At 34.3% G+C, this 20,023-nt stretch carries 24 protein-coding genes and 1 pseudogene; 7 read left to right on the top strand and 18 right to left on the bottom strand.

Features of this window, described 5'->3' with window-relative positions:
- Positions 1-781: 781 nt before the first annotated feature.
- From MKX66_RS02580 to MKX66_RS02550, 7 genes are all read right to left on the bottom strand, one after another.
- Entirely contained in the window at positions 782-1,531 is a 750-nt protein-coding gene (locus tag MKX66_RS02580; RefSeq protein ID WP_002190260.1) for an ABC transporter permease, read from the bottom strand.
- Complete coding sequence (locus tag MKX66_RS02575; protein WP_002190261.1) at positions 1,532-2,293, bottom strand: ABC transporter ATP-binding protein; 762 nt, start codon at positions 2,291-2,293, stop codon at positions 1,532-1,534.
- A 169-nt stretch (positions 2,294-2,462) separates the two neighbouring features.
- A complete protein-coding gene (locus MKX66_RS02570; protein ID WP_002014108.1) occupies positions 2,463-2,804 on the bottom strand; it encodes a DUF1048 domain-containing protein in 342 nt (113 codons plus the stop codon).
- A 75-nt stretch (positions 2,805-2,879) separates the two neighbouring features.
- Complete coding sequence (locus tag MKX66_RS02565) at positions 2,880-3,200, bottom strand: PadR family transcriptional regulator (RefSeq protein ID WP_002128372.1); 321 nt, start codon at positions 3,198-3,200, stop codon at positions 2,880-2,882.
- 455 nt (positions 3,201-3,655) lie between these two features.
- Positions 3,656-4,942 carry a hydroxylamine reductase gene (gene hcp / locus MKX66_RS02560; RefSeq protein WP_002137545.1) on the bottom strand — a complete coding sequence of 429 codons (1,287 nt, stop codon included), beginning with the start codon at positions 4,940-4,942 and terminating at the stop codon, positions 3,656-3,658.
- Between the two features lie 691 nt (positions 4,943-5,633).
- A complete protein-coding gene (gene bla2, locus MKX66_RS02555; protein ID WP_341085420.1) occupies positions 5,634-6,407 on the bottom strand; it encodes a BcII family subclass B1 metallo-beta-lactamase in 774 nt (257 codons plus the stop codon).
- Positions 6,408-6,550: 143 nt separating this feature from the next.
- Positions 6,551-6,832: a MazG nucleotide pyrophosphohydrolase domain-containing protein gene (locus MKX66_RS02550; protein WP_012261329.1), complete on the bottom strand. Its 282-nt coding sequence runs from the start codon at positions 6,830-6,832 to the stop codon at positions 6,551-6,553.
- Positions 6,833-6,954: 122 nt separating this feature from the next.
- Between MKX66_RS02550 and MKX66_RS02545 the strand changes: the two genes are divergently transcribed.
- Entirely contained in the window at positions 6,955-7,245 is a 291-nt protein-coding gene (locus MKX66_RS02545; protein WP_016100932.1) for a DUF3784 domain-containing protein, read from the top strand.
- A gap of 29 nt (positions 7,246-7,274) precedes the next feature.
- Here MKX66_RS02545 and MKX66_RS02540 read toward each other — a convergent pair whose 3' ends face one another.
- Positions 7,275-7,556 (bottom strand): hypothetical protein, encoded by a 282-nt coding sequence (locus MKX66_RS02540; protein ID WP_341085418.1) that lies wholly within the window; start codon positions 7,554-7,556, stop codon positions 7,275-7,277.
- A 182-nt stretch (positions 7,557-7,738) separates the two neighbouring features.
- Between MKX66_RS02540 and MKX66_RS02535 the strand changes: the two genes are divergently transcribed.
- Together MKX66_RS02535 and MKX66_RS02530 are read left to right on the top strand one after the other, a co-directional pair.
- Entirely contained in the window at positions 7,739-7,933 is a 195-nt protein-coding gene (locus MKX66_RS02535; RefSeq protein ID WP_002087600.1) for a hypothetical protein, read from the top strand.
- A gap of 110 nt (positions 7,934-8,043) precedes the next feature.
- A complete protein-coding gene (locus MKX66_RS02530) occupies positions 8,044-9,081 on the top strand; it encodes a serine hydrolase domain-containing protein (protein WP_215589999.1) in 1,038 nt (345 codons plus the stop codon).
- Positions 9,082-9,129: 48 nt separating this feature from the next.
- On the opposite strand, the gene MKX66_RS02525 is transcribed toward MKX66_RS02530, so the two are convergent.
- The 5 genes and pseudogenes from MKX66_RS02525 to MKX66_RS02505 form a co-directional block, all read right to left on the bottom strand.
- Positions 9,130-9,378: a hypothetical protein gene (locus tag MKX66_RS02525; RefSeq protein ID WP_002087603.1), complete on the bottom strand. Its 249-nt coding sequence runs from the start codon at positions 9,376-9,378 to the stop codon at positions 9,130-9,132.
- 297 nt (positions 9,379-9,675) lie between these two features.
- Entirely contained in the window at positions 9,676-10,710 is a 1,035-nt protein-coding gene (locus MKX66_RS02520; RefSeq protein WP_326997405.1) for a flavin-containing monooxygenase, read from the bottom strand.
- 155 nt (positions 10,711-10,865) lie between these two features.
- A pseudogene (locus MKX66_RS02515) lies at positions 10,866-11,019 on the bottom strand (metallophosphoesterase family protein); the annotation flags it as partial.
- A 42-nt stretch (positions 11,020-11,061) separates the two neighbouring features.
- A complete protein-coding gene (locus MKX66_RS02510) occupies positions 11,062-11,415 on the bottom strand; it encodes a glyoxalase superfamily protein (RefSeq protein ID WP_002066393.1) in 354 nt (117 codons plus the stop codon).
- A gap of 13 nt (positions 11,416-11,428) precedes the next feature.
- Positions 11,429-12,121: a cyclic nucleotide-binding domain-containing protein gene (locus MKX66_RS02505; protein WP_341085416.1), complete on the bottom strand. Its 693-nt coding sequence runs from the start codon at positions 12,119-12,121 to the stop codon at positions 11,429-11,431.
- Between the two features lie 109 nt (positions 12,122-12,230).
- Here MKX66_RS02505 and MKX66_RS02500 point away from each other — a divergent pair, with 109 nt between their 5' ends.
- From MKX66_RS02500 to MKX66_RS02490, 3 genes are all read left to right on the top strand, one after another.
- Positions 12,231-12,677: a DMT family transporter gene (locus MKX66_RS02500; protein WP_326997404.1), complete on the top strand. Its 447-nt coding sequence runs from the start codon at positions 12,231-12,233 to the stop codon at positions 12,675-12,677.
- 13 nt (positions 12,678-12,690) lie between these two features.
- On the top strand, positions 12,691-13,155 hold the full coding sequence (locus MKX66_RS02495) for a DMT family transporter (RefSeq protein ID WP_012261337.1): 465 nt from the start codon (positions 12,691-12,693) through the stop codon (positions 13,153-13,155).
- A gap of 104 nt (positions 13,156-13,259) precedes the next feature.
- Entirely contained in the window at positions 13,260-13,739 is a 480-nt protein-coding gene (locus MKX66_RS02490) for a hypothetical protein (protein WP_002033404.1), read from the top strand.
- Between the two features lie 41 nt (positions 13,740-13,780).
- Here the strand turns inward: MKX66_RS02490 and aiiA are convergent, their stop codons facing one another.
- Positions 13,781-14,533, bottom strand: coding sequence for a quorum-quenching N-acyl homoserine lactonase AiiA (gene aiiA / locus MKX66_RS02485; RefSeq protein WP_326997402.1), 753 nt, complete (start codon positions 14,531-14,533; stop codon positions 13,781-13,783).
- A 143-nt stretch (positions 14,534-14,676) separates the two neighbouring features.
- Positions 14,677-14,883 carry a hypothetical protein gene (locus tag MKX66_RS02480; protein WP_326997400.1) on the bottom strand — a complete coding sequence of 69 codons (207 nt, stop codon included), beginning with the start codon at positions 14,881-14,883 and terminating at the stop codon, positions 14,677-14,679.
- 166 nt (positions 14,884-15,049) lie between these two features.
- Between MKX66_RS02480 and MKX66_RS02475 the strand changes: the two genes are divergently transcribed.
- Complete coding sequence (locus tag MKX66_RS02475; RefSeq protein WP_016100923.1) at positions 15,050-16,069, top strand: zinc-binding alcohol dehydrogenase family protein; 1,020 nt, start codon at positions 15,050-15,052, stop codon at positions 16,067-16,069.
- 49 nt (positions 16,070-16,118) lie between these two features.
- Here MKX66_RS02475 and MKX66_RS02470 read toward each other — a convergent pair whose 3' ends face one another.
- From MKX66_RS02470 to MKX66_RS02460, 3 genes are all read right to left on the bottom strand, one after another.
- Positions 16,119-17,510 carry an amino acid permease gene (locus MKX66_RS02470; protein ID WP_341085412.1) on the bottom strand — a complete coding sequence of 464 codons (1,392 nt, stop codon included), beginning with the start codon at positions 17,508-17,510 and terminating at the stop codon, positions 16,119-16,121.
- A 535-nt stretch (positions 17,511-18,045) separates the two neighbouring features.
- Positions 18,046-18,594, bottom strand: a complete 549-nt coding sequence (locus MKX66_RS02465; RefSeq protein WP_326997398.1) for a hypothetical protein — start codon at positions 18,592-18,594, stop codon at positions 18,046-18,048.
- A gap of 137 nt (positions 18,595-18,731) precedes the next feature.
- The gene (locus MKX66_RS02460; RefSeq protein WP_326997396.1) at positions 18,732-19,931 is read right to left on the bottom strand and encodes a multidrug effflux MFS transporter; all 1,200 of its coding nucleotides are present in this window, start codon (positions 19,929-19,931) and stop codon (positions 18,732-18,734) included.
- Between the last annotated feature and the right edge of the window lie 92 nt (positions 19,932-20,023).

Raw genomic sequence — 20,023 nt, 5'->3', positions numbered from 1 at the left:
TTTTTTTATTTTTAGAAAGACAGAATAAACAGAATTATGAATAGATAATAAATTACAATTGGTATGTAGCAATTGTGTCTATTTTTTGAAGCTGTATTAGTTAATAGAAAAATAAACATAATACAGAGTTCCTTTCGTTAACACATTGATTATATTAGGAACTCGTTATAAAGATACTTATATTTCCCTTTGCTTTCACATCTTATCTTTGACATGAAGCTGTTGTAATAAATAATACACATTGATGTAAAGGAATAAATTTAGAAAACATAAAATTATTCTCATGAATTTTTATTACATATAACGAATTAACATTCATTTTTCAGAAAAGAAGAACTTTTCCAAAGGAGCCTACGCACCTTATATAATGGTTATCATGTTAAGCCTGTTAAAAGAATTACACCATAAGTTTCCATTTACTATATGTAATATTTATTAAGTGTAGTTTTTTCTAAATATGCATAATTACATACTTAGAAAAAGAGAGTATACTTTCGAATTGTGTAATAAAGATATAGCCCACCTACGGAAACAGGTGGGCTTTTCATGTATAAAAATTGCATTTATTATATGGCAATTAGAATTGAGATCAAAATATTACCTCTTCCCTTTTAACTCCTCTCAGTCTGCTTTTTCTCAACGTCTGAGCCTACTTACGTACCAACTACATAACCAGTAAGAATACTAACAATTATAGCAATAACTAAGATTAATGTGATTTAAATCCATTTTCCCATATATATATTATTCCAGAAGATTTAGTTGCCATTAACTGGTGGTGTTACCCTAACTGACGTTTAAATGCTTTGCCGGCGAAGAAGTAAGCGATAACCATAATGCCCACACACCAAGCAAGTGCAATCCAAATATCGTTGCCGACAGCCCCTTCATATAAGAGGGCACGAATCGCATTCACGATTGAAGTCACAGGCTGGTTTTCAGCGAACGCACGAACAATTTTTGGCATAGTTTCGGTAGGAACAAAGGCCGAACTAATAAAGGGCAGAAAAATTAGTGGGTACGAGTAGGCTGTCGCCCCTTCCATAGACTTCGCTGTCAACCCAGGAATGATAGCCAGCCATGTCAGCGCCAGCGTAAACATCCCGAGTATTCCAGCTACCGCGAGCCAATCCAGAATATTAGCACTGGAACGGAAGCCCATTAAGAGCGCAACAAGAATAACCACCACGATAGTAAGCACATTAGCAACAAGTGATGTTAATACGTGAGCCCATAATACCGACGAACGCTTGATAGGCATAGTAATGAAACGTGCCATCAGCCCGCTCTTTACATCCGTAAACAACCGTACGGAAGTGTAAGCGACACCGGATGCGATAGCCATCAGCAAGATTCCCGGCAATAAATAATTGACGTAGTTATCCGTTCCTGTCTTTATGGCGCCGCCAAATACGTAGACAAACAACAGCATCATCATAATCGGCGTAATCGCTACCGTAATAATTGTATCTGGACTGCGCATAATGTTGCGCATTAAACGCCCTAATAATACCCCTGTTTTGCTCTTCATTTACATCTCCTCCTTTTTGCCAATAATCGCAAGGAAAATTTCTTCCAATGTCGGCTGCTTCTCGATATACTCCACTTTTGTTGGCGGGAACATCTCTTTAAGTTCTGTAAGAGTACCAGTCTTAATAATTTTTCCGCCATGCAAGATAGCGATACGGTCCGCCAGTTGTTCGGCTTCCTCGAGGTACTGGGTCGTGAGCAAGATGGTTGTGCCGCCGCCAGCAAGTTCCTTGACGGTATCCCACACTTCAATACGCGCTTCAGGGTCAAGCCCTGTCGTCGGTTCATCGAGAAAAATGACTGCTGGCGTCCCGATCAAGCTCATGGCGATATCAAGCCGGCGCTTCATCCCACCTGAATACTGGTCTGCCCTCTGGTTGGCTGCATCAGTCAGGCTGAATCTTGCAAGCAAATTATCAGCGACTTGAGCAGGACTAGAAACTCCACGCAAATTGGCAATCATTATCAAGTTTTCTCTCCCCGTGAGCATTCCGTCTAAAGCTGCAAACTGCCCTGTCAGACTGATACTTTGACGAACATGATCCGGTTGACGCTGAACGTCAAAACCACAAATACCTACTTCGCCGCCATCTTGCTTCATCAGCGTCGAGAGGATATTGACTATCGTCGTCTTGCCCGCTCCATTTGAGCCCAGCAGTGCGAAAATTTCGCCACGCTGCACTTCAAAATCTACCCCTTTTAACACTTCCTTATCTTTAAAGGATTTTTTTAATCCTTTTACAGAAATCGCTGTATTGGTCATGCTTTTTTCCTCCTAAAAAAATGTTTTGTAAAGCTAGACTGCCTACACTCCTCTATTTAGTATTACTGATAATCTGTATTACTTAGTACTGATTTAAAAATATAACTGAATAGCGATGGCGGCAATTCACATTTGTAACCAGCTAATCAGTCAGTATTACCTGTTGCATTTATTTTTTTCTCAATTGCTTCATGATACTTTCATTCAAATCTTCACGATACTTGGAAACATAAGTTTTAGCGTTTGCCACTAGTTCGTCAGCAAAGGATGCCACGTCCTCCCCAGTGATTTCTAGCACTTGTCTGCCTTCCGCCGCACCGGCTTCAAACAAATCGATTAGTTCATACTGTATGTGTAGCATATCCATCCCGTTACCAGCTGAGAAATTCCACATGTAGTTTTGAATTTTCTTAAACACAAACTGATAGTCCTCTGGCAGAGCTCCAACACGTGCCATCATCATTTTGTACTCTTTTTTATCACCAATTAATTTTTTGAACATTTCCAACATATTATTTTTCCTCCTTTTTTATAAAGCAGAACAAGAAACTCCCAAAATATCGGCCGAATATTTAATCTTATGAGGCTAGTTTGACTTCAAGACGTTAATTTTTGATGATACAAAATCCCATTTTCTCCAAAATAATTCAAGCTCCTGACGGCCATCCTCATTTAGTGAATAAAACTTGCGAGGCGGCCCCATGTCTGACGGTTTCTTTTCAATATTCACAAGTTTTTTCTTCTCTAATCGCACAAGGATGGTATAGACCGTTCCTTCCACGACTTCAGTAAACCCAAGCTCATTCAGGTGGCGGGTAATCTCATAGCCATAAGTTTCACGGCGGCTAATGATTTCCAGAACACATCCTTCCAGCGAACCTTTCAGCATTTCAGTTAAATTTTCCATATTCTGATCCTCCTTTACCCCCTATTCTGTCTGACTTATATTCAGTATCACAGAGTACTAAGGCTAATTTTTACTGAATAGCTTTTGAGAAATCTCACTATTCAGTATTACTTATTACAACTACATTGTATGACTAAGTAGATGGAATGTCAACTCGATTTTTAAATTTTTTCTTAAATCCGCTATTATCTATTGGATACTGCCTATTTTCTTCTTAAGAAATCTCACCACATACCTATCCAGCTAAGAAAAGGAAATACCCAAAACAAAAATTCCGTATTTTTATTTTGGGCGTTATAATATTCCGAAGTTAATGAATGTAGATAGCTCTCCTTATTAAAAAGACGGATCATTTTTTTGTTCTTCTACTAATGCACCTGTGCATCTAATACATGAGCTTGCGAATACATACAAACTCTTTATAAAGTCAACTCTACATATAGGACATCCTTTTGTTACGATAACATCATATTCATATCTTCTGCTGCGGTTGTAATTAGTTTTAAACCGAATGTCTCTTGTAATACATCAAGCACGCCAGGTGAAATAAATTCAGGCGCCTTTGGACCAATGCGAATATCTTGAATTCCAAGACTAAATAGCCCAAGTAAAATAGCAACCGCTTTTTGTTCAAACCATGATAAGACAATACTTACTGGCAATTCATTCACTTCACATTGGAAAGCATCTGCTAAAGCGGCCGCTATTTTCACTGTAGAAATTGAATTATTGCATTGTCCTAAATCAATGTAACGCGGAATCTCCGTACCAGGTACAACACCATAACTCACATCATTAAAACGGAATTTCCCGCAAGAAGTTGTTAAAATAACCGTTTCTGGCGGAAGTGACGTTGCTAATTCACGATAATATTCTCCGCCTTTTCCCGGAGCATCACAACCTGCGATGACAAAGAAACGCTTAATCTTTCCTTCTTTTACTGCATTAATAATTTCCGGAGCTAATGATAATACTGTATTATGATGAAACCCTGTTACTAACTGCTCATCCGACTCCATATGTACTTCTGGAAGTTCAAGCGCTTTTTGAATCAATGGTGCAAAATCATCATTTTCAATTTTTTGTACACCCTCTAAACCTGCAATATCATATGAAAAGAATCGATCAGAGTATGATCCTTTAATTGGCATAACACAGTTCGTTGTAGCTAATATGGCACCTGTAAATTTTTCGAAAAGGCGTCGTTGATCATACCATGCCTTACCGATGTTTCCTTTTAAATGTTTATATTTTTTCAGTTGTGGATATCCGTGTGCTGGTAGCATTTCAGAATGCGTATAAATGTTAATTTCTTTTCCTTCTGTTTGCTTTAATAACTCTTCTAATGCAAATAAATTATGACCAGTAACTACAATTGCCTTACCTTCTACATGGTTCTGCGTAATTTGAACAGGCTCCGGAACACCAAAGTGATTCGTATGTGCCTCATCTAATAACTCCATTACTCGTAAAGCCGATTTCCCTACTTTCATAGCCATATCAATATGTTCTTGTTCATTAAAGTTAGAATTTGTTAATGTCATATATAGCGCTTCTTGAGTTGTAGCATCTACAAATGCATCTGTATACCCTAGCTGCGCAGCATGCGTACGATAAGCAGCTATTCCTTTTAATCCAAACACAATCGTATCTTGTAAACTTGCAATTGTTTCATTCTTACCACAAACACCCATCACTTTACATCCGCCTGTTGGCGTTTGTTCACATTGATAACAAAACATATCATCCCACCCTCTCCCAATCATTCATTACAAATCAAGCATAATACCCATTAGGAAAAAAGGATGTGATATGAATCACAATAATATATATAAATTTGTGACAGTTCATATTGTTGACATAATATTTTTACTGACACTAAAAAACATACAGAAAAATGGACACCTTTGTTGATGCCTTCAAATAGCTAGATAATTGATTTAGAGAACTATTAGCAACTAATAAGCATACAACAACACTATTCTTTCTATCATTCAACAGAAAGAATAGCGTTTTTTCATTTTGAAGAACTATCAATTTTTTGATTAAAGATTTTATAGGAAACCTCTTTATTTACAATACATTTACACCATCTTAACATTTTTTACATTATTTATATGATATATTTATATAGAAACTACTTAAGAAATTTCATGTACATTGTTATCTTTATGATCTCTTATTTAATTGATAAGAGATCATGTTATATTTTTATAACAGGGGTGAATTAGGATGACTGAAACATTAAAGACACTTATAATGCTTGATGTTACTTACGTTGTTATAGCAATTATGACGGTACTGGTATTTGTATACTTGGAATTAAAATCTCAGTAACTTATGCAGGCGTAATTGATAGCTTCGCATTTAAATATAGCTAGAAGAAAGCGAGGAGGAAATTGTTTCTCCTCGCTTTTATATTCCCACAGTTTCTTATTTCAACAAATCCAATGTATGTAAAAGTAATCCTCTGTCCCCTACTTCTCCATGACCAGGCACTACTAAGTTCATATTTCCATATCGGTTCAACACATTCTCAATCGATATCGACCATTCATTTACATATGCATCAGCAACATTCCCTAAATCTTTAGCTTCCGCAGATTTCACTAAACAGCCTCCAGCTAAAATGTTGTATTGCGGTAACCATACGACAATATTATCTTCTGTATGCCCTTTCCCTGGATAGAACGTTTCTACTTTTATATTTCCAAACTTCAAATTTGTAATTGTTTGTAAGTCTCCAAGTGGCTCCTCATATCCATTTTTCTTTGCTAGTTCCGCAGTTAATGCTGTACTATGCGCTTTAATACCTCTTTCTTTCAACATTTTTATCCCGCCAATTCGATCAGCATGCGCATGTGTAATAATGACATCCGTTACGCGCTTCTGAAATTTCTTTTCTACCATCTCTATTAGTTCCTTCGTTAACTTATCATCCCAAGAAGAATCGACAAGCACTAACCATTTAGAAGTGTTAAGAACTAGACCGTTCGATGGAACTGCTACTCCATTAAAATAACCTAACTCAGTATGAACCCATACATTTTTGTTTAACTGAGAAATTGAAATAGTTCCTGTCTCATTCTTTATTACTTTTTGCTCTAGCTTTTGTTCCGCTTTCACAGAAGAAATTGTGCTAACAAATTGAATTGTTCCTAGTAAACTAACACATACCCCTACTTTTAATAATATATTCTTTTTCATTTTCTCCACCCTTTCTTTCAAACTAAATAGTTATTTCCTATATTAGACAATTCGTCTCAAATGTTTGTTCCATCTTTTTTTACATATTTTTCATACCATTAATAAAAAGCGCACAAAATTTTGTGCGCTTTTTAACTTTTCTTTTACCATTCACGTTTTTTATTAATCATCATTTTTTCTTCAAACGCCTTCTCTAAATCAATTTCTAACTTGTTTGCTAAATCACATACATTCCAAATTACATCAAACATTTCTAAACCAATCTCTCTTTTCGAATCTTGTATTTTATCACGCTTTAATATAACTTCCGCTAATTCACCTAATTCCGCCATCGCATACATCGTACGCTCTTCAATTGTTGTATCTTGAAATCCTTTTTCTTTACTGAAACTCGATACATATTGCTGGAATTCCGAAATATTCATATATAATCTCCCTTCATCATAAATATCTCATTTTTAATAAACTTAAAATCAAAATTGTATTTTGTTAAATTATAACATTCATACTATAATTTATTTATAGCCCATTAACGGAGGTGTTTTCAATGACTCTCTTCGCTTCCCCATCATTATTCATACTAGCAATCATTTCATTTGCACTAGCTTATTTCATCGGAGTAAAACAATACACTTGGCTCTTATCAGGTTTCAATGAACGCCGTGTGTCAGATAAATTTAAGTTATCGAAGATAGTTGGTCTTTATAATTTAACCGCTGGTGTTATCGCCACAATTGGTAGTGTCTTCACTACCCCTAATGCAAAAATCGTATTTCCTATCATTATAATTGGCCACGTTATAATAGCTGCTTATGTAAATACACGTATGGTGCAGTGAAAAAAGATCACCCAAATGGATGATCTTTTTTATAATTTATCAACATATTGCTTCGCTTCTAGTAAGGAAAACCCAAAAGCCTCTCTTACTCTCTTAACTGCCGTAACTGTTTTTCCTTCTTCCATAAGCTGCCGCAACTCTTTATTAATTTCGGGTTCTCTATCTATAATTCCCATTTCTTTCGTAACTAGCTGTAATCTATCTTCCATCCGCTTTAAACGCGCATCCGTTTTCTTTTCGATTTTATTTAATTTTTCAACGATATAAATAAACCCAAAGACCGCTATCGGTATGATCATCCAAAATTCCATGACTATTCCTCCTCACTAGCTTTCATATGTTTTATTTAAGTAACTTATGTAAATTTTACCACGGGACACATTTAATGTATAATAGTAATATACAACACTGTTGAAAAAGTGAAACTTTAATCAGTGGGGGTTTTACTGCCCGTTAATGCGGGATAAAACCTTTTATTTTAGGGGGACACTTTATGAAAAGATTTTTTAAGACGTTACTACAATTTGTAGTTCTTTCAATTGCACTACATTTGTTATTTGATATAGTTGGTTGGCTTGTTTTCAATGCACCAATTAAAAACAAACAAATCTTTATTTCCTTTATAACAGCCTCATGGCTTATGTACATGTACAGAGATAAATTTTTTAAAGCATTTACTTCGAATTAACTTAAACTAAGAAAACACTTCATCGATAAAAGATGAAGTGTTTTCCTTTTCTCTCTATTTACTACTGTATAATAAAGTTAATATTCTGCCTTTAAAAGAAAGGAGCAACTATGAACTTAAAAATTAACAATATATATGAGAAAATGAACCAATATTCTGTTGCAGGGTTAAGCTTTGCCGTTATACGTGACGGTAAACTTGATGAAGCTACTGCTTTCGGAACACTTGAATCTGGAACAACTAGAACTGTCACTACGGATTCCATATTCAATTCTTGTTCTATTAGCAAATTCATCACTTCAATGCTTGTACTAACGTTATCAGATCAAGGAATCGTATATTTAGATGAAGACGTAAATGATAGACTCACATCTTGGAACATCCCTACCAATCTATTTACTTCACAGAAAAAAGTCACGCTGCGAAACTTATTAAGTCACCAATCTGGAATCATTGATCCTCCCAATAGTTTTGAACATTATAAGCTAGTGCAAGGAATACCTAAAATCCCTAAGCTCCTTGCTGGTAAAACATTATATTGCCCAGTACCTATAGAAGTAACTTATGCACCAGAAAGCCAATTCCACTACTCTGACGCAAATTTTTGTATTATCGAACTAATACTTGAAAATATAACTGGAAAACGATTCAACCTTTTACTTGAAGAATATATCTTTCAACCACTTCAACTGAAGAATAGTACGGTATTCCCTACTGAAGATATAAATAAATTAGATACATTTGCTTGTGGACATAATAAAGATGGCACCGTTACAAATGAGAAGTATCCATTTTATCCATTCGCAGCTGCTTCAGGCATTTGGACAACACCAACTGACTTATCAACTTTAATTATTGAAATCATTCAGTCCTTACAGGGAAATAGCAAACTGGAACTTTCTCAAAAAACAGTACAAGATATGATTTCTCCTCAAGGATTCACCAAATGGACTGGGTTAGGTGTTTTTCTAGAGTATTCTAATGAAGACTTACAAATTCATTCACTTGGCTGGGGTGTTGGATTTCAATGTATGATGGTATGTAATCCATACCGAGGTAATGGCGCTGTTATTATGACGAACTCGGATTTAGGTGTTCATCAAAAGGATGGGATTATTGGTGAGATTTTAAAAATGTTATCCTTATAATTAACGAAGTAAAACAAAGAAAGAAGCTGATTCTCCCAGCTTCTTTCTTTATATAACATTTTTCACCACAATTTTAATATGTTCTGGTGCGATAATTTCCGTTATACTTTCCTGGAAATCTTCATGCAGCAGTTCTTCAATATGTTCTAACTGCACTTCGACATGTGTGCATTCTAAATTATGTATGTTTAATAGTGCATAATGATCTTTCTTCTTAATTACTAAATATTGATTTTCTTCTGTTATGAGTACAGAACCTAATCGTATTCCTAGTAGACGTTGATCATCAAACTTCACAATTTTTTCCCCTTTCCAACTACGAATGTAATTACTATACAAAAAACCTAATTTAAGGAAAAGAATCTTATATAGACTATATCATAATTTACTAAAATATAAATATCATATTTTCTTTCAATAGAAATCCCCGTTTTTTTATATATTTCGATACAAAAAACTTTCTCAACAAAAAAATTATAATTTTCAGTTTTTTATTTCATGAAAATCTATTATACTAAAGCTAATAAACGTTTGAAATGTTTGACCTCTCCTAATTCATGTACATATGGATGATCAGTAGCTGTTGCTACTGATCTATTTTTTGATTTCAGAAAGCAAATACACCGCATCCTTTCCTACACCACAAATAAGCGCAGAACCCCTTTGAGATTGCCACGGCAGTCCAATATAATACAATCCTCTTACTGGACTCATTCCCTTTGTATGATTAGGAAATCCATTCATACTCACTGCCTTTTCTATTTCAATCCATTTATAATCTTGAACAAAACCAGTTGACCATATAATACTTTGTGCACTATACGTGCCACCATTCTGAAACATAATATTATTTCCTGATGCACTTACCACTTTTCCCTGTAGTTTTATTGCTCCACTACGAATAAGTTCCTTACCTTCAAAACCAAAAATGGGATCCTTTCGCTTCTGAAACCACCTTCCTCTCTTTGTATGTATTTCGGCATACAATAAACCCATTTTTTCTAACCAATTAAAAATGCTTTTTCTAAAAAGATATAACGGTAAAAAGGTTAACGGATGACTTATAGACATTGTAACTTCATGAGTTTTTGCAAGTTCTACTGCTATTTGCATGCCTGAATTCCCACCACCTACTACAAGTACTTTTCCCTTTGGAATTTGTAATGGTGATTTATATTGGGATGAATGTATTTGAAAAATATGTGATGAAAGATGTTGTGAAAATGAGGGGATGAATGGTTGCTGAAAACCACCTGATGCGATAATAACTTTTTTCGATTGTAAAATTTCTGTAGGAGTGTGTAATTCAAATATTTCTTTCTCTTTTCTTATTTTTAAAACTTGAGTCTGTAATTGTACCGGCAATTGAAAATACCTTGCATATTCTTCTAAATAAATTGCAATTTCATCTTTACATGGAAATCCACTCCCTTCTCCTTTTAATATCATACCTGGTAAACTACTATATTCCCTTGGTGTGAAGAGCTGCAAAGAATCATAGCGGTCTCTCCAAGAATCGCCAATTCGGTTTCCCGCCTCAAGTAATAAGAAACTATATCCTTCCTGCTTCAAGTAGTATCCCATTGTTAATCCAGCTTGACCAGCTCCAACGATAATTATATCTTTCACTCCAATTCCTCCTTCTCACAAACACATGAATACATGTTCATATGTTCATGCGTTTCCATAATCATAACATTTTATTTTTTTATAATTCAATATCTATCCAAAATAAAAAAGAGCAGTTCACTATAAAGTAAACTCCCCTTAATATGTATCATCTAGTTACTCATTAATATTTCAATTGTCCCCAAAGGATCTAACGGCCCATACACACTATCACCTAAATTTATTATCATTTCGAATATCTTTTAATACCGCCTTTAAAGCGTGACTATTCCCATTAATATCTGAAATCATCGCTATTTTTCTCTTCATTGTAACCCCTACTTTGATAAATTATTTATAACACCTCAATTTCTAAACCCTTTCCTCATAAAATGTAATTCTATTTGAGAACGGATCAATCACAGTTAATTCAATTGTATCCCAAGGTGTTCTCTCTATATCAGGTTTTGAATACGCATAATCTTTACTTGATAAAATAGCATAATAACTTTTTAAATCCTCTATTTTCACACGAATTGCACCGCCTGGTGAAGCATCCCCATGATGTTCAGATAGATGTATTACAGTATCATTTAACGAAATTTGCATATATAATGGCATATTTTCCTCATACCGATGTTCCCAATCCAGTTTAAATCCTAAAAAATTAAAGTAAAATAACTGAGCCTTTTCAATATCAAAAATTCTAAATATAGGTGTAATCATTTATAATTCCCTCCTATTTATAAACATCCGCCGCCAATTCCCGCAAAACATCTACATTCATCACTTCAAAGCAACCATTATTTTTCTTTATAATTTCTTTATCACAAAAAACATTTAATGTACGTAATAAATGCCGATAACTCGTCCCTAACAATTCAGCTATTTCCGTTAAATTCCCACTAAACACAATTCTATTTCCGTGCTGAACCGCCCGTTCCCCTGCTGCTAACATGTAACTCGCAAGTCGATTTTCAAGTGGATACAGTAAATTAATTGTACTATTTTTTGAAAGTCGATTTAATTTATGGGCTAAAGAACCGCAAATACATCTTAAAAATTTCGCATCATGAAATAATTGGCTTCTCACTTTCCCTAAAGGTAGCCCAACACAATACGAATCTGCCATCACTTGTACGTTTGAAGCAGTCTTTTGAGAATGAATTAACTCCACATCTCCTAACAACTGCAAACTGTCATAAAAACATAATAATACAGATTTCCCGTTACTTAATGTGTTAAATGCTTTCGCTTTTCCTTCAACGAAAAAATATAAATAATCTATCTCTTCATTTTCTCTACAAATAAACTCATTCTTTTTAAAAAATAAAAGGTCCATATATGGCTTCATATCATTACTAAAAAATGAGTCAATATTATTTTGTTTCATATACTCTGCTAATTTAATAGAATTACATACTTTCTTCATAGTTCCCCCGCCTTTACAACTCATCCCAATTGTAAACAAAATTTTCTTCTTCCACTATGACATATGTCATAGTAATACACAATTTCAGCATGATACAGTCATTACAAATATGAAATATAAAGGGGCTATTACATTGTATAACTTTCTTTCTGTCTTTATTGGTGTGCTCATTGCCGTTATGCTTCCATTGAATGGGATCTTATCTGAGTTAATTGGCAAGTACACAGCGAGCGTTGTCATTCACCTTGTCGGTTTAATTGCAGTTATTTTCGTTTTAATCCTTAACAAAAATAAAATCCATTTCGATAAAGGTATTCCACTTTTTTTATATAGCGCTGGAGCAATTGGAGTATTCACTGTTCTTTTTAATAACATAAGTTTCTCTGCTCTTGGTGCCTCTATTACGATTGCATTAAGCTTACTTGGTCAATCCATCGCTTCCATAGTTATTGATCATTTCGGTTTATTAGGAATGAAAGTTTCGAAGTTTGATAAGAAAAAATTAATTGGATTAGCATTCATCTCTTCTGGAATTATAGTCATGACAATTTACTAATGGAGGTAAGAAAATGTTATATATTTGTATCGCTATTTTAGCTGGTGTTTCTATCGTTGTTGCTAGAATTATTAACGCGAATTTAGCAAAGGAAATTGGAAATTGGGAAGGCACATTTTTCAATTATATTACTGGATTATTTTTCTCCATGTTATTTTTAATTTTCAGTTCAGATTCGTTGTATATTTCTAGTCATACGTTACAATCCATACCTATCGCTGTATACTTAGGCGGATTAGTAGGCGTTATCGTTATCTCATTATCAAACTATATTACTCCTAAAATATCAGCATTTTATTTAACGCTACTCATCTTTATCGGACAATTGTTTACGGGGACTATCATCGATTTCTTCCTGTCACACGAACTATCAACCGGAAAAATTATCGGTGGAATTCTCGTATTAACAGGGCTCACTTACAATTTACTCATTGATCGCCCTATAAAAACCGTGAAGCATAATCACGTTCAACTATAATACTTTACGCTTACCTATCATATATTAGTAGAAAAGCTCTTCACATGAAGTAATAGAGAGGAGAATATTCTATTAAGAAAATCATTTTACTGCTAGGTAGCGCATTGATTATTTTTGGAACCGTATGGTTTTTAAACTCTGGAAAATCTATTCAAGATCTCTATACAGCAAGTAAACCAAAGAAAAAAGCTACTATTATTTCAACTCAAAGAGACCCAAATGCACCTCCTGTTTTTTTAGGAAAACAGGAAATAAAAGATATACATGTAGAGTCGCTTAAGACAAAAAAATCTATCTTCCTTACAAAAACAGATGAATTAAAAACATTCATTAACAGTATGGATACAGCAAAAAAAGGCGATTTAACGCTAGATGAAGAAGGTTCTGATTTAGTAGATTGTAACATGTGGATTACTTTCCAAGATGGAACTTATAAACAATATTTAATTTGGATAGTAGATAACAACAGTAGTGAAGTTATGATTGCCCATCAAAACACTCCTGATGACGTAGACCTTACTTATTATCAATTAAATGAAGGTAATTCAAAAAAAGTATATAACTTATTTAAAAAGGTTATTTAATAGAAAAAGTCATGAGCTACTAGGCCCATGACTTTTTCTATTTATATATATTCAGGGAACACTTTACAACTCTTTTCCTGCTCTATATCATGTCCAAAGAAAACAATTGGGTTCTCTTTCCTAACAACTTCTTTTAAACGTTTAATTGAAGATAAAGCTAATTCCGAATCAAATCCAGCGAACGGCACTTCATCTTCAAAATTTTCTTTCGTATAAGATGCATCAATCGTTAATAAAACAGGACCGGATTTTTCTGTCTCAATTAATAGCGACTGATGCCCCGGAGTATGTCCTGGTGTATACAATAATTGAACTCCTGGTACAACTTCATAATCCCCTTCAATGATCTTGTATTTCAAATTCGGCAATATACATTCTTTCATATATTCTTCACTATATTGTGCCGCCTCATATTCAGCACGCTGCACAATAATCGGTGTATTTGTAAAAGCACCATTTCCTCCTGCATGATCAAAATGCAAGTGGGAACTAATAATATAAAGAAGGTCTTCCGGTTCATAACCAACGCGTTTTAAAATATTTATGATTCTATCTTCTTCAGTCATTTTCGGTAAAATATGTCCTTCAACAAATGTACCGTTAAAAAGATCCTCGTTATTAACCGCACTTTCTGGCATACCTGTATCTACTAAAATAGGCCCCTCTTCTGTCTCCAATACATAGCACCATACAGGTAAGTTCAATAAATCGCCCGGTGTGAGCGTACTATTAACAGACGAATGATCCAACATACAACGACCTGCTGGGACGAAATAAAGCTTCTTTACTGTCATTATGTATCCACCTTTACATTTAGTTTTGAATAAAACAATACAGTAAAAAATTCTTCCTACTAGAAATAAACTCCTTCTCTTCTTCCACTGTTTCAACTATTATTTTTAGGTTGTTCACAATTTCTTCATTACAGCATTACTCATCATTTTTTAATTTCCGAATAGCAAAAAAACAATAACCTAGCTGTGATATAACATATAGCAATACCTACAAAACTAATACTAACTCCATTTTGTTGAATAGCCATCACTTTTAAGATATCTAAATTTAATACGTGACCAATTAACGAATACATTATAATAATTGCCATTACGATTACATAATCACTTTTTCTTATTTTTGCGGTCATTAGTCATTCACCTCGCAATATTTTCTATACTAATTGTATATTATTTATCAGAATTTTAAAACCAATCAAATGACAGTATAAAAATGAGTGTACTTTTTTACATAACAACCTTTCTGCATCTATAATAAAAGAGAAAAAGACTCTTACTTTAATGGAGGGAATAAAAATGAAAGCAATTGGTTTACATGAATACTTACCTATTGAAGAAGAAAACAGTTTAATTGATATTGAAGTTGAAAGACCTGTTGCCACAGGAAGAGATATACTTGTAAAGATTAACGCTATTTCCGTTAATCCAGTTGATACAAAAGTTCGATCTCCGAAAGATAAAAAAGAAGATATAGCAAAAATACTTGGCTGGGATGCTAGTGGTGTTGTCGTACAAACTGGCGATGGTTGTACGTTATTTAAAGAAGGCGATGAAGTGTTTTACGCTGGAAGCATTACAAGGCAAGGTACATACAGTGAATACCATTTAGTTGATGAAAGAATTGTTGGTAAAAAACCAAAAACGTTAAGTGATGCTGAATCTGCAGCACTTCCTTTAACAGCCATTACCGCATGGGAAGGTTTGTTTGAACGTTTAGGGATTGATTATAATAAGAAAGATGAAAATTCATTTAAAAACATTTTAATTATCGGCGGAGCTGGTGGTGTTGGCTCGATTGCTATTCAGTTAGCTAAATGGGCTGGACTAAACGTAATCGCAACCGCATCCCGCAACGAAACTATACACTGGGTGGAAAAATTCGGTGCCGATTATATAGTTAATCATCACCAACCTTTAAAAGATCAAATATTAGAATTTGGGCTAAAAGATGTAGATTATATCTTCTGCTTAAACAATACTGATCAGCATTGGCATGCGATGGGTGACATAATTAAACCACAAGGAAAAATTTGCTCTATCGTAGAAAATGAGCACCCTCTTGAGATGGGGATTTTAAAAAATAAAAGTGCCACATTCGTTTGGGAGTTCATGTTTACAAAAGCGATGTATGAAACTGGTGATATGAGTACGCAGCACGAACTATTAAATAAAGTAAGCGAGCTATTAGATGAAGGTATTCTTCAAACTACTTTAAATGATACGTTAACACCAATTAATGCAGAAAATCTTAAAAAGGCACATGCATTGCTTGAGAGTGGACGTACAATTGGGAAGATTGTATTAGAGAAATTTTAATAACAAAAAGTCCGATTTCTAAATAAGAAATCGGACTTTTTTATTACCTTTATTTACTTGAAATCTCTTGATCATTTTGAACGTCTAACGGAGCTCGCTTCCCTATTCCGAAAGCATAGAAACTAATTGTTACGATAGCTAAGAAAACAATACCTACAATTAGTGAAATACGTGTATCATCGTTAAACCACATTCCGATTAATACCATAATTAAAAAGGCAATTGTTAAATAGTTTGTAACAGGAGCAAATGGCATTTTGAACGGATGATCTTTCATCTCTGCTCCCTTTTCTTTTCTAAAACGAATTTGACTAATTAAAATGACAAACCATGGTACCATACCAGGAAGTACACTCGCACTATATACATATACGAATAAGTTTTTTGGTGCAATATAACTTAAAACAACACCAACCCCTAAACCGATAATTACACCAACTGTACCGAATAAAGGTACACCGTTATTAGAGATTTTCGTAAAATATTTCGGTGCTTGTCCATTTACACCTAGTGTATAAAGCATACGTCCAGCACTATAAATACCACTGTTACAACCAGACATTGCGGCTGTAATAACAACGAAGTTAATAAGTCCCGCAGCTGCCGTAATACCAACTTTCGCAAAAGTTGCTACGAACGGACTACCAATTGAACTTAATTGATCCCAAGGATAAACAGTTACAATAACGAAAATAGCACCAATATAGAAAATTAAAATACGCCAAATTGTACTTTGAATTGCTCTAGTAAGTGTCTTCTTCGGATCTTTCGCTTCACCAGCAGTAATCCCGATTAATTCCACACCTTGATACGCCCCAACTACAAGTGATAATGCAAAGAAGAATCCTGAAAAACCACCTGTAAAGAAACCGCCATTTACCCAGAGGTTAGATATGCCAATTGCTTCTCCGCCGTTACCAATTCCAAAGAAAATAAGTCCAAATCCCGCAATAATCATTAATAGAATCGTAACGATTTTGATCATCGCAAACCAAAATTCAAATTCACCAAATGACTTAACAGAAATTAAGTTGGCCGCACCAAGAATAACCATCGCGATAATACCAGGTATCCAAGCCGGTAAATCCGGGAACCAATATTTCATATACGCTCCAACTGCGATAATCTCTGACATCCCAACAATAACCCACTGGAACCAGTTACTCCACGCTGTCATATAACCAGCTAACGGATGAATATATTTGTGACCAAATGTCGCAAATGAACCTGTGCTTGGCTCCATATACAACATTTCTCCCATGGCACGCATAATGAAGAAGATGAAAACACCTGCGATTGCATATGCAAGCATTACTGACGGACCTGTCCATTTAATCGTGCTGGCTGACCCCATAAACAAACCAACACCAATTGTTCCGCCTAAAGCAATCATTTGAATATGACGTGCTTCTAAACCTCGTTTCAATTCTTTGTTTGCCACTTCATTTCCCCCTCTTAGATGATTCATAGCCGCATTTAAAGTAAGATGGTGTACCCTAATTCCTGTTTGGCCCTGAAAATGATGAAACAAACGTCATTTTAGACTAACTTTAAAGCTATCCTAAAATCTCATTTTGCCTCTTATAAAATTTCCAAAACCCCTCATCTTCCTATTTTCTATAAAATTTAAAATTGCTCACTTCATATTAATTCATTTATCTGAAAAGTTCAATTATTTTTTCAGTAAATTATTATATATTAGTTTGATTAATTTTTAACTAAATTAACAATAAAATACATCTATTCAATATGATTCCGGTATAAATATTATTACAATATAAATAACCGAGGAGATCCTATCTACCTCGGTTTCATACTGTATATACTTCACTATTTATAGTTTGTACTGTAATTGCTTACACATGCGATTAACGTATCACGCAGAAATTTAATATATTAGTAGAACTACAAAGTCACTAACTTCTACTTCTCTTGATTACCCCATTATCACAGCTGAAAATTCTCTTTCCCATCTCCTACTTTAAGAAAAATATAACCGCACTTAAAACAATCAACAATACACCGGAAAGAGGAAAACTCTTCTCCTCAGCTTTTATCTTTTCCTTAATAATACCTTTAATTTTTGTCTTTATATCCTCTGGGCGTTTTCTAAATAAAATATTAGTTGTATGTAATGGTCTATTCAATATTCGAATTTTAACAGGAGATCCTGATAAATATATATTATTTTTATCCAATGTAAATTCTATGTTCGCTTCGGTTAACCCGTCTTTCACTAATATATTCACTCGGCTAGAAGGTAGATTAAATACCGTATAATCGTTAAAAGCGAGCCCTCTAATCTCGAAATATGAGTATATAAGAATAAAAGTTATCAGCAACAAACATAGTATCAATATGGTTTTTGTTAACGAAAGTTGCTCTAATACGTAGGAAGATGTTGTCATATAAGCGCAAAAGAATGCCATTAAATTACAAAGATAGTGGTTTACAATGAAAGTTTTTCGTATAACTACTGTAAGTCCGGAAATGATTAGTAGAGCGCATGCTAAATTCATTAACATATTTTTACCCTCCCTAAAAACTATAACTATACAATTTTGTTGTATTTTAACATTAATTACATATTCATACCTATAGTTATTTTCATAAAATATAAAAGAGTCTCATTAAAAAATGAGACTCTTTTACAATTTCATATTTAAATCATTTTTGAAGTTTGTTTACCTAAAATAAACACTTTAGTAAATACCATCATGATAACTACTATAGCCAGAAAATAAAGCGGCATCACCATTAACGAGCCCGTATGAAGCTGACTCATTCCCCAAATTATCATCGTTACAATTACATAGTAGCCTAAGCTAAACAATGCTCCAGCTGTACCAATGACATCTTGAAAATCTACTAATGCTAAACTTAAACAGTTAGGCAATGCTACCCCAATTCCTAATAGCAATATAAACATCGCTACTAAAAATCCAATCATATATATTATGTTTGGATTTGATCCAAATGAATTAATAACAGTTAAGAAGATAGCTCCCCCTATCATTACAAGACAACCGATATATATAATTTTCTCTGGTTTATAAGTAGCAAGTAACCGCTTTGAAACTTTCGCTCCAATAATAGAAGCGGAAGCAACAACAATTCCTAGAAATCCGTACATACTAGGCGATAACTGAAAGTATTCAATAAAGATAAACGGCGCTTCTGCATAGTAGCTAAATAAAACACCATTCGCTCCTCCAATTAATAATCCATACGTTACTACTTTCGGATTTGTAATCAACCGTTTTAATACAGAAAATACATTTATTTTACCCGTTATTGCGTCCGTTTTTGTTTCCGGAAGCGAAACAAACGTATATAACAAAATCCCAACACTCATAACAACTAAACTTAAAAATACGATTTTAAATCCAAACATCTGATCAAGAAAGCCACCAATTAACGGTCCTATCGCTGGTGTAAAAGCAATGACTGCCGAGATTTGAGCAAACATAACATGCCTCTTATGTCCTTCTACACTTTCACGAAGAATCGTTTGTGTAACAACAGAGCCAGCACTTGCTCCAAACGCTTGAATAAAACGACTTAGCAATAAAACTTCAAGGGAATTTGCAATAAAGCATAAGAAACTCCCAGCGCCATATACAACAATTCCAAATAACATTGCCGGGCGACGGCCAATTATATCCGATAACCACCCAATAAAAAATACACCTAAAGCAAATCCAGCAAAATACACACTAAGTGTTAACTGCACCTCATTATTACTTACGTGTAACGCCTTTGAAATATCAGGTAAAGACGGTGTGTAAATCGTTTCACTAATTTGCGGAAATGCGACTAGAATGATCATTAACAAAAGTGATGGTACTGAGACTTTTTTCATTTTTAATACCCTCCTATAACTTTGAAAATCTCAGAAATGAATAGACTTTCCTTAGCTACGGAACAGGAGGGGCCATAATAGAAATTCGATCA

This window comes from Bacillus sp. FSL R9-9530 (assembly GCF_038008145.1).
Classification (GTDB): Bacteria; Bacillota; Bacilli; order Bacillales; family Bacillaceae_G; genus Bacillus_A; species Bacillus_A mycoides.
The sequence above is the reverse complement of the archived record's forward strand: the minus strand, read 5'-3'. Positions and strand labels throughout refer to the sequence as shown.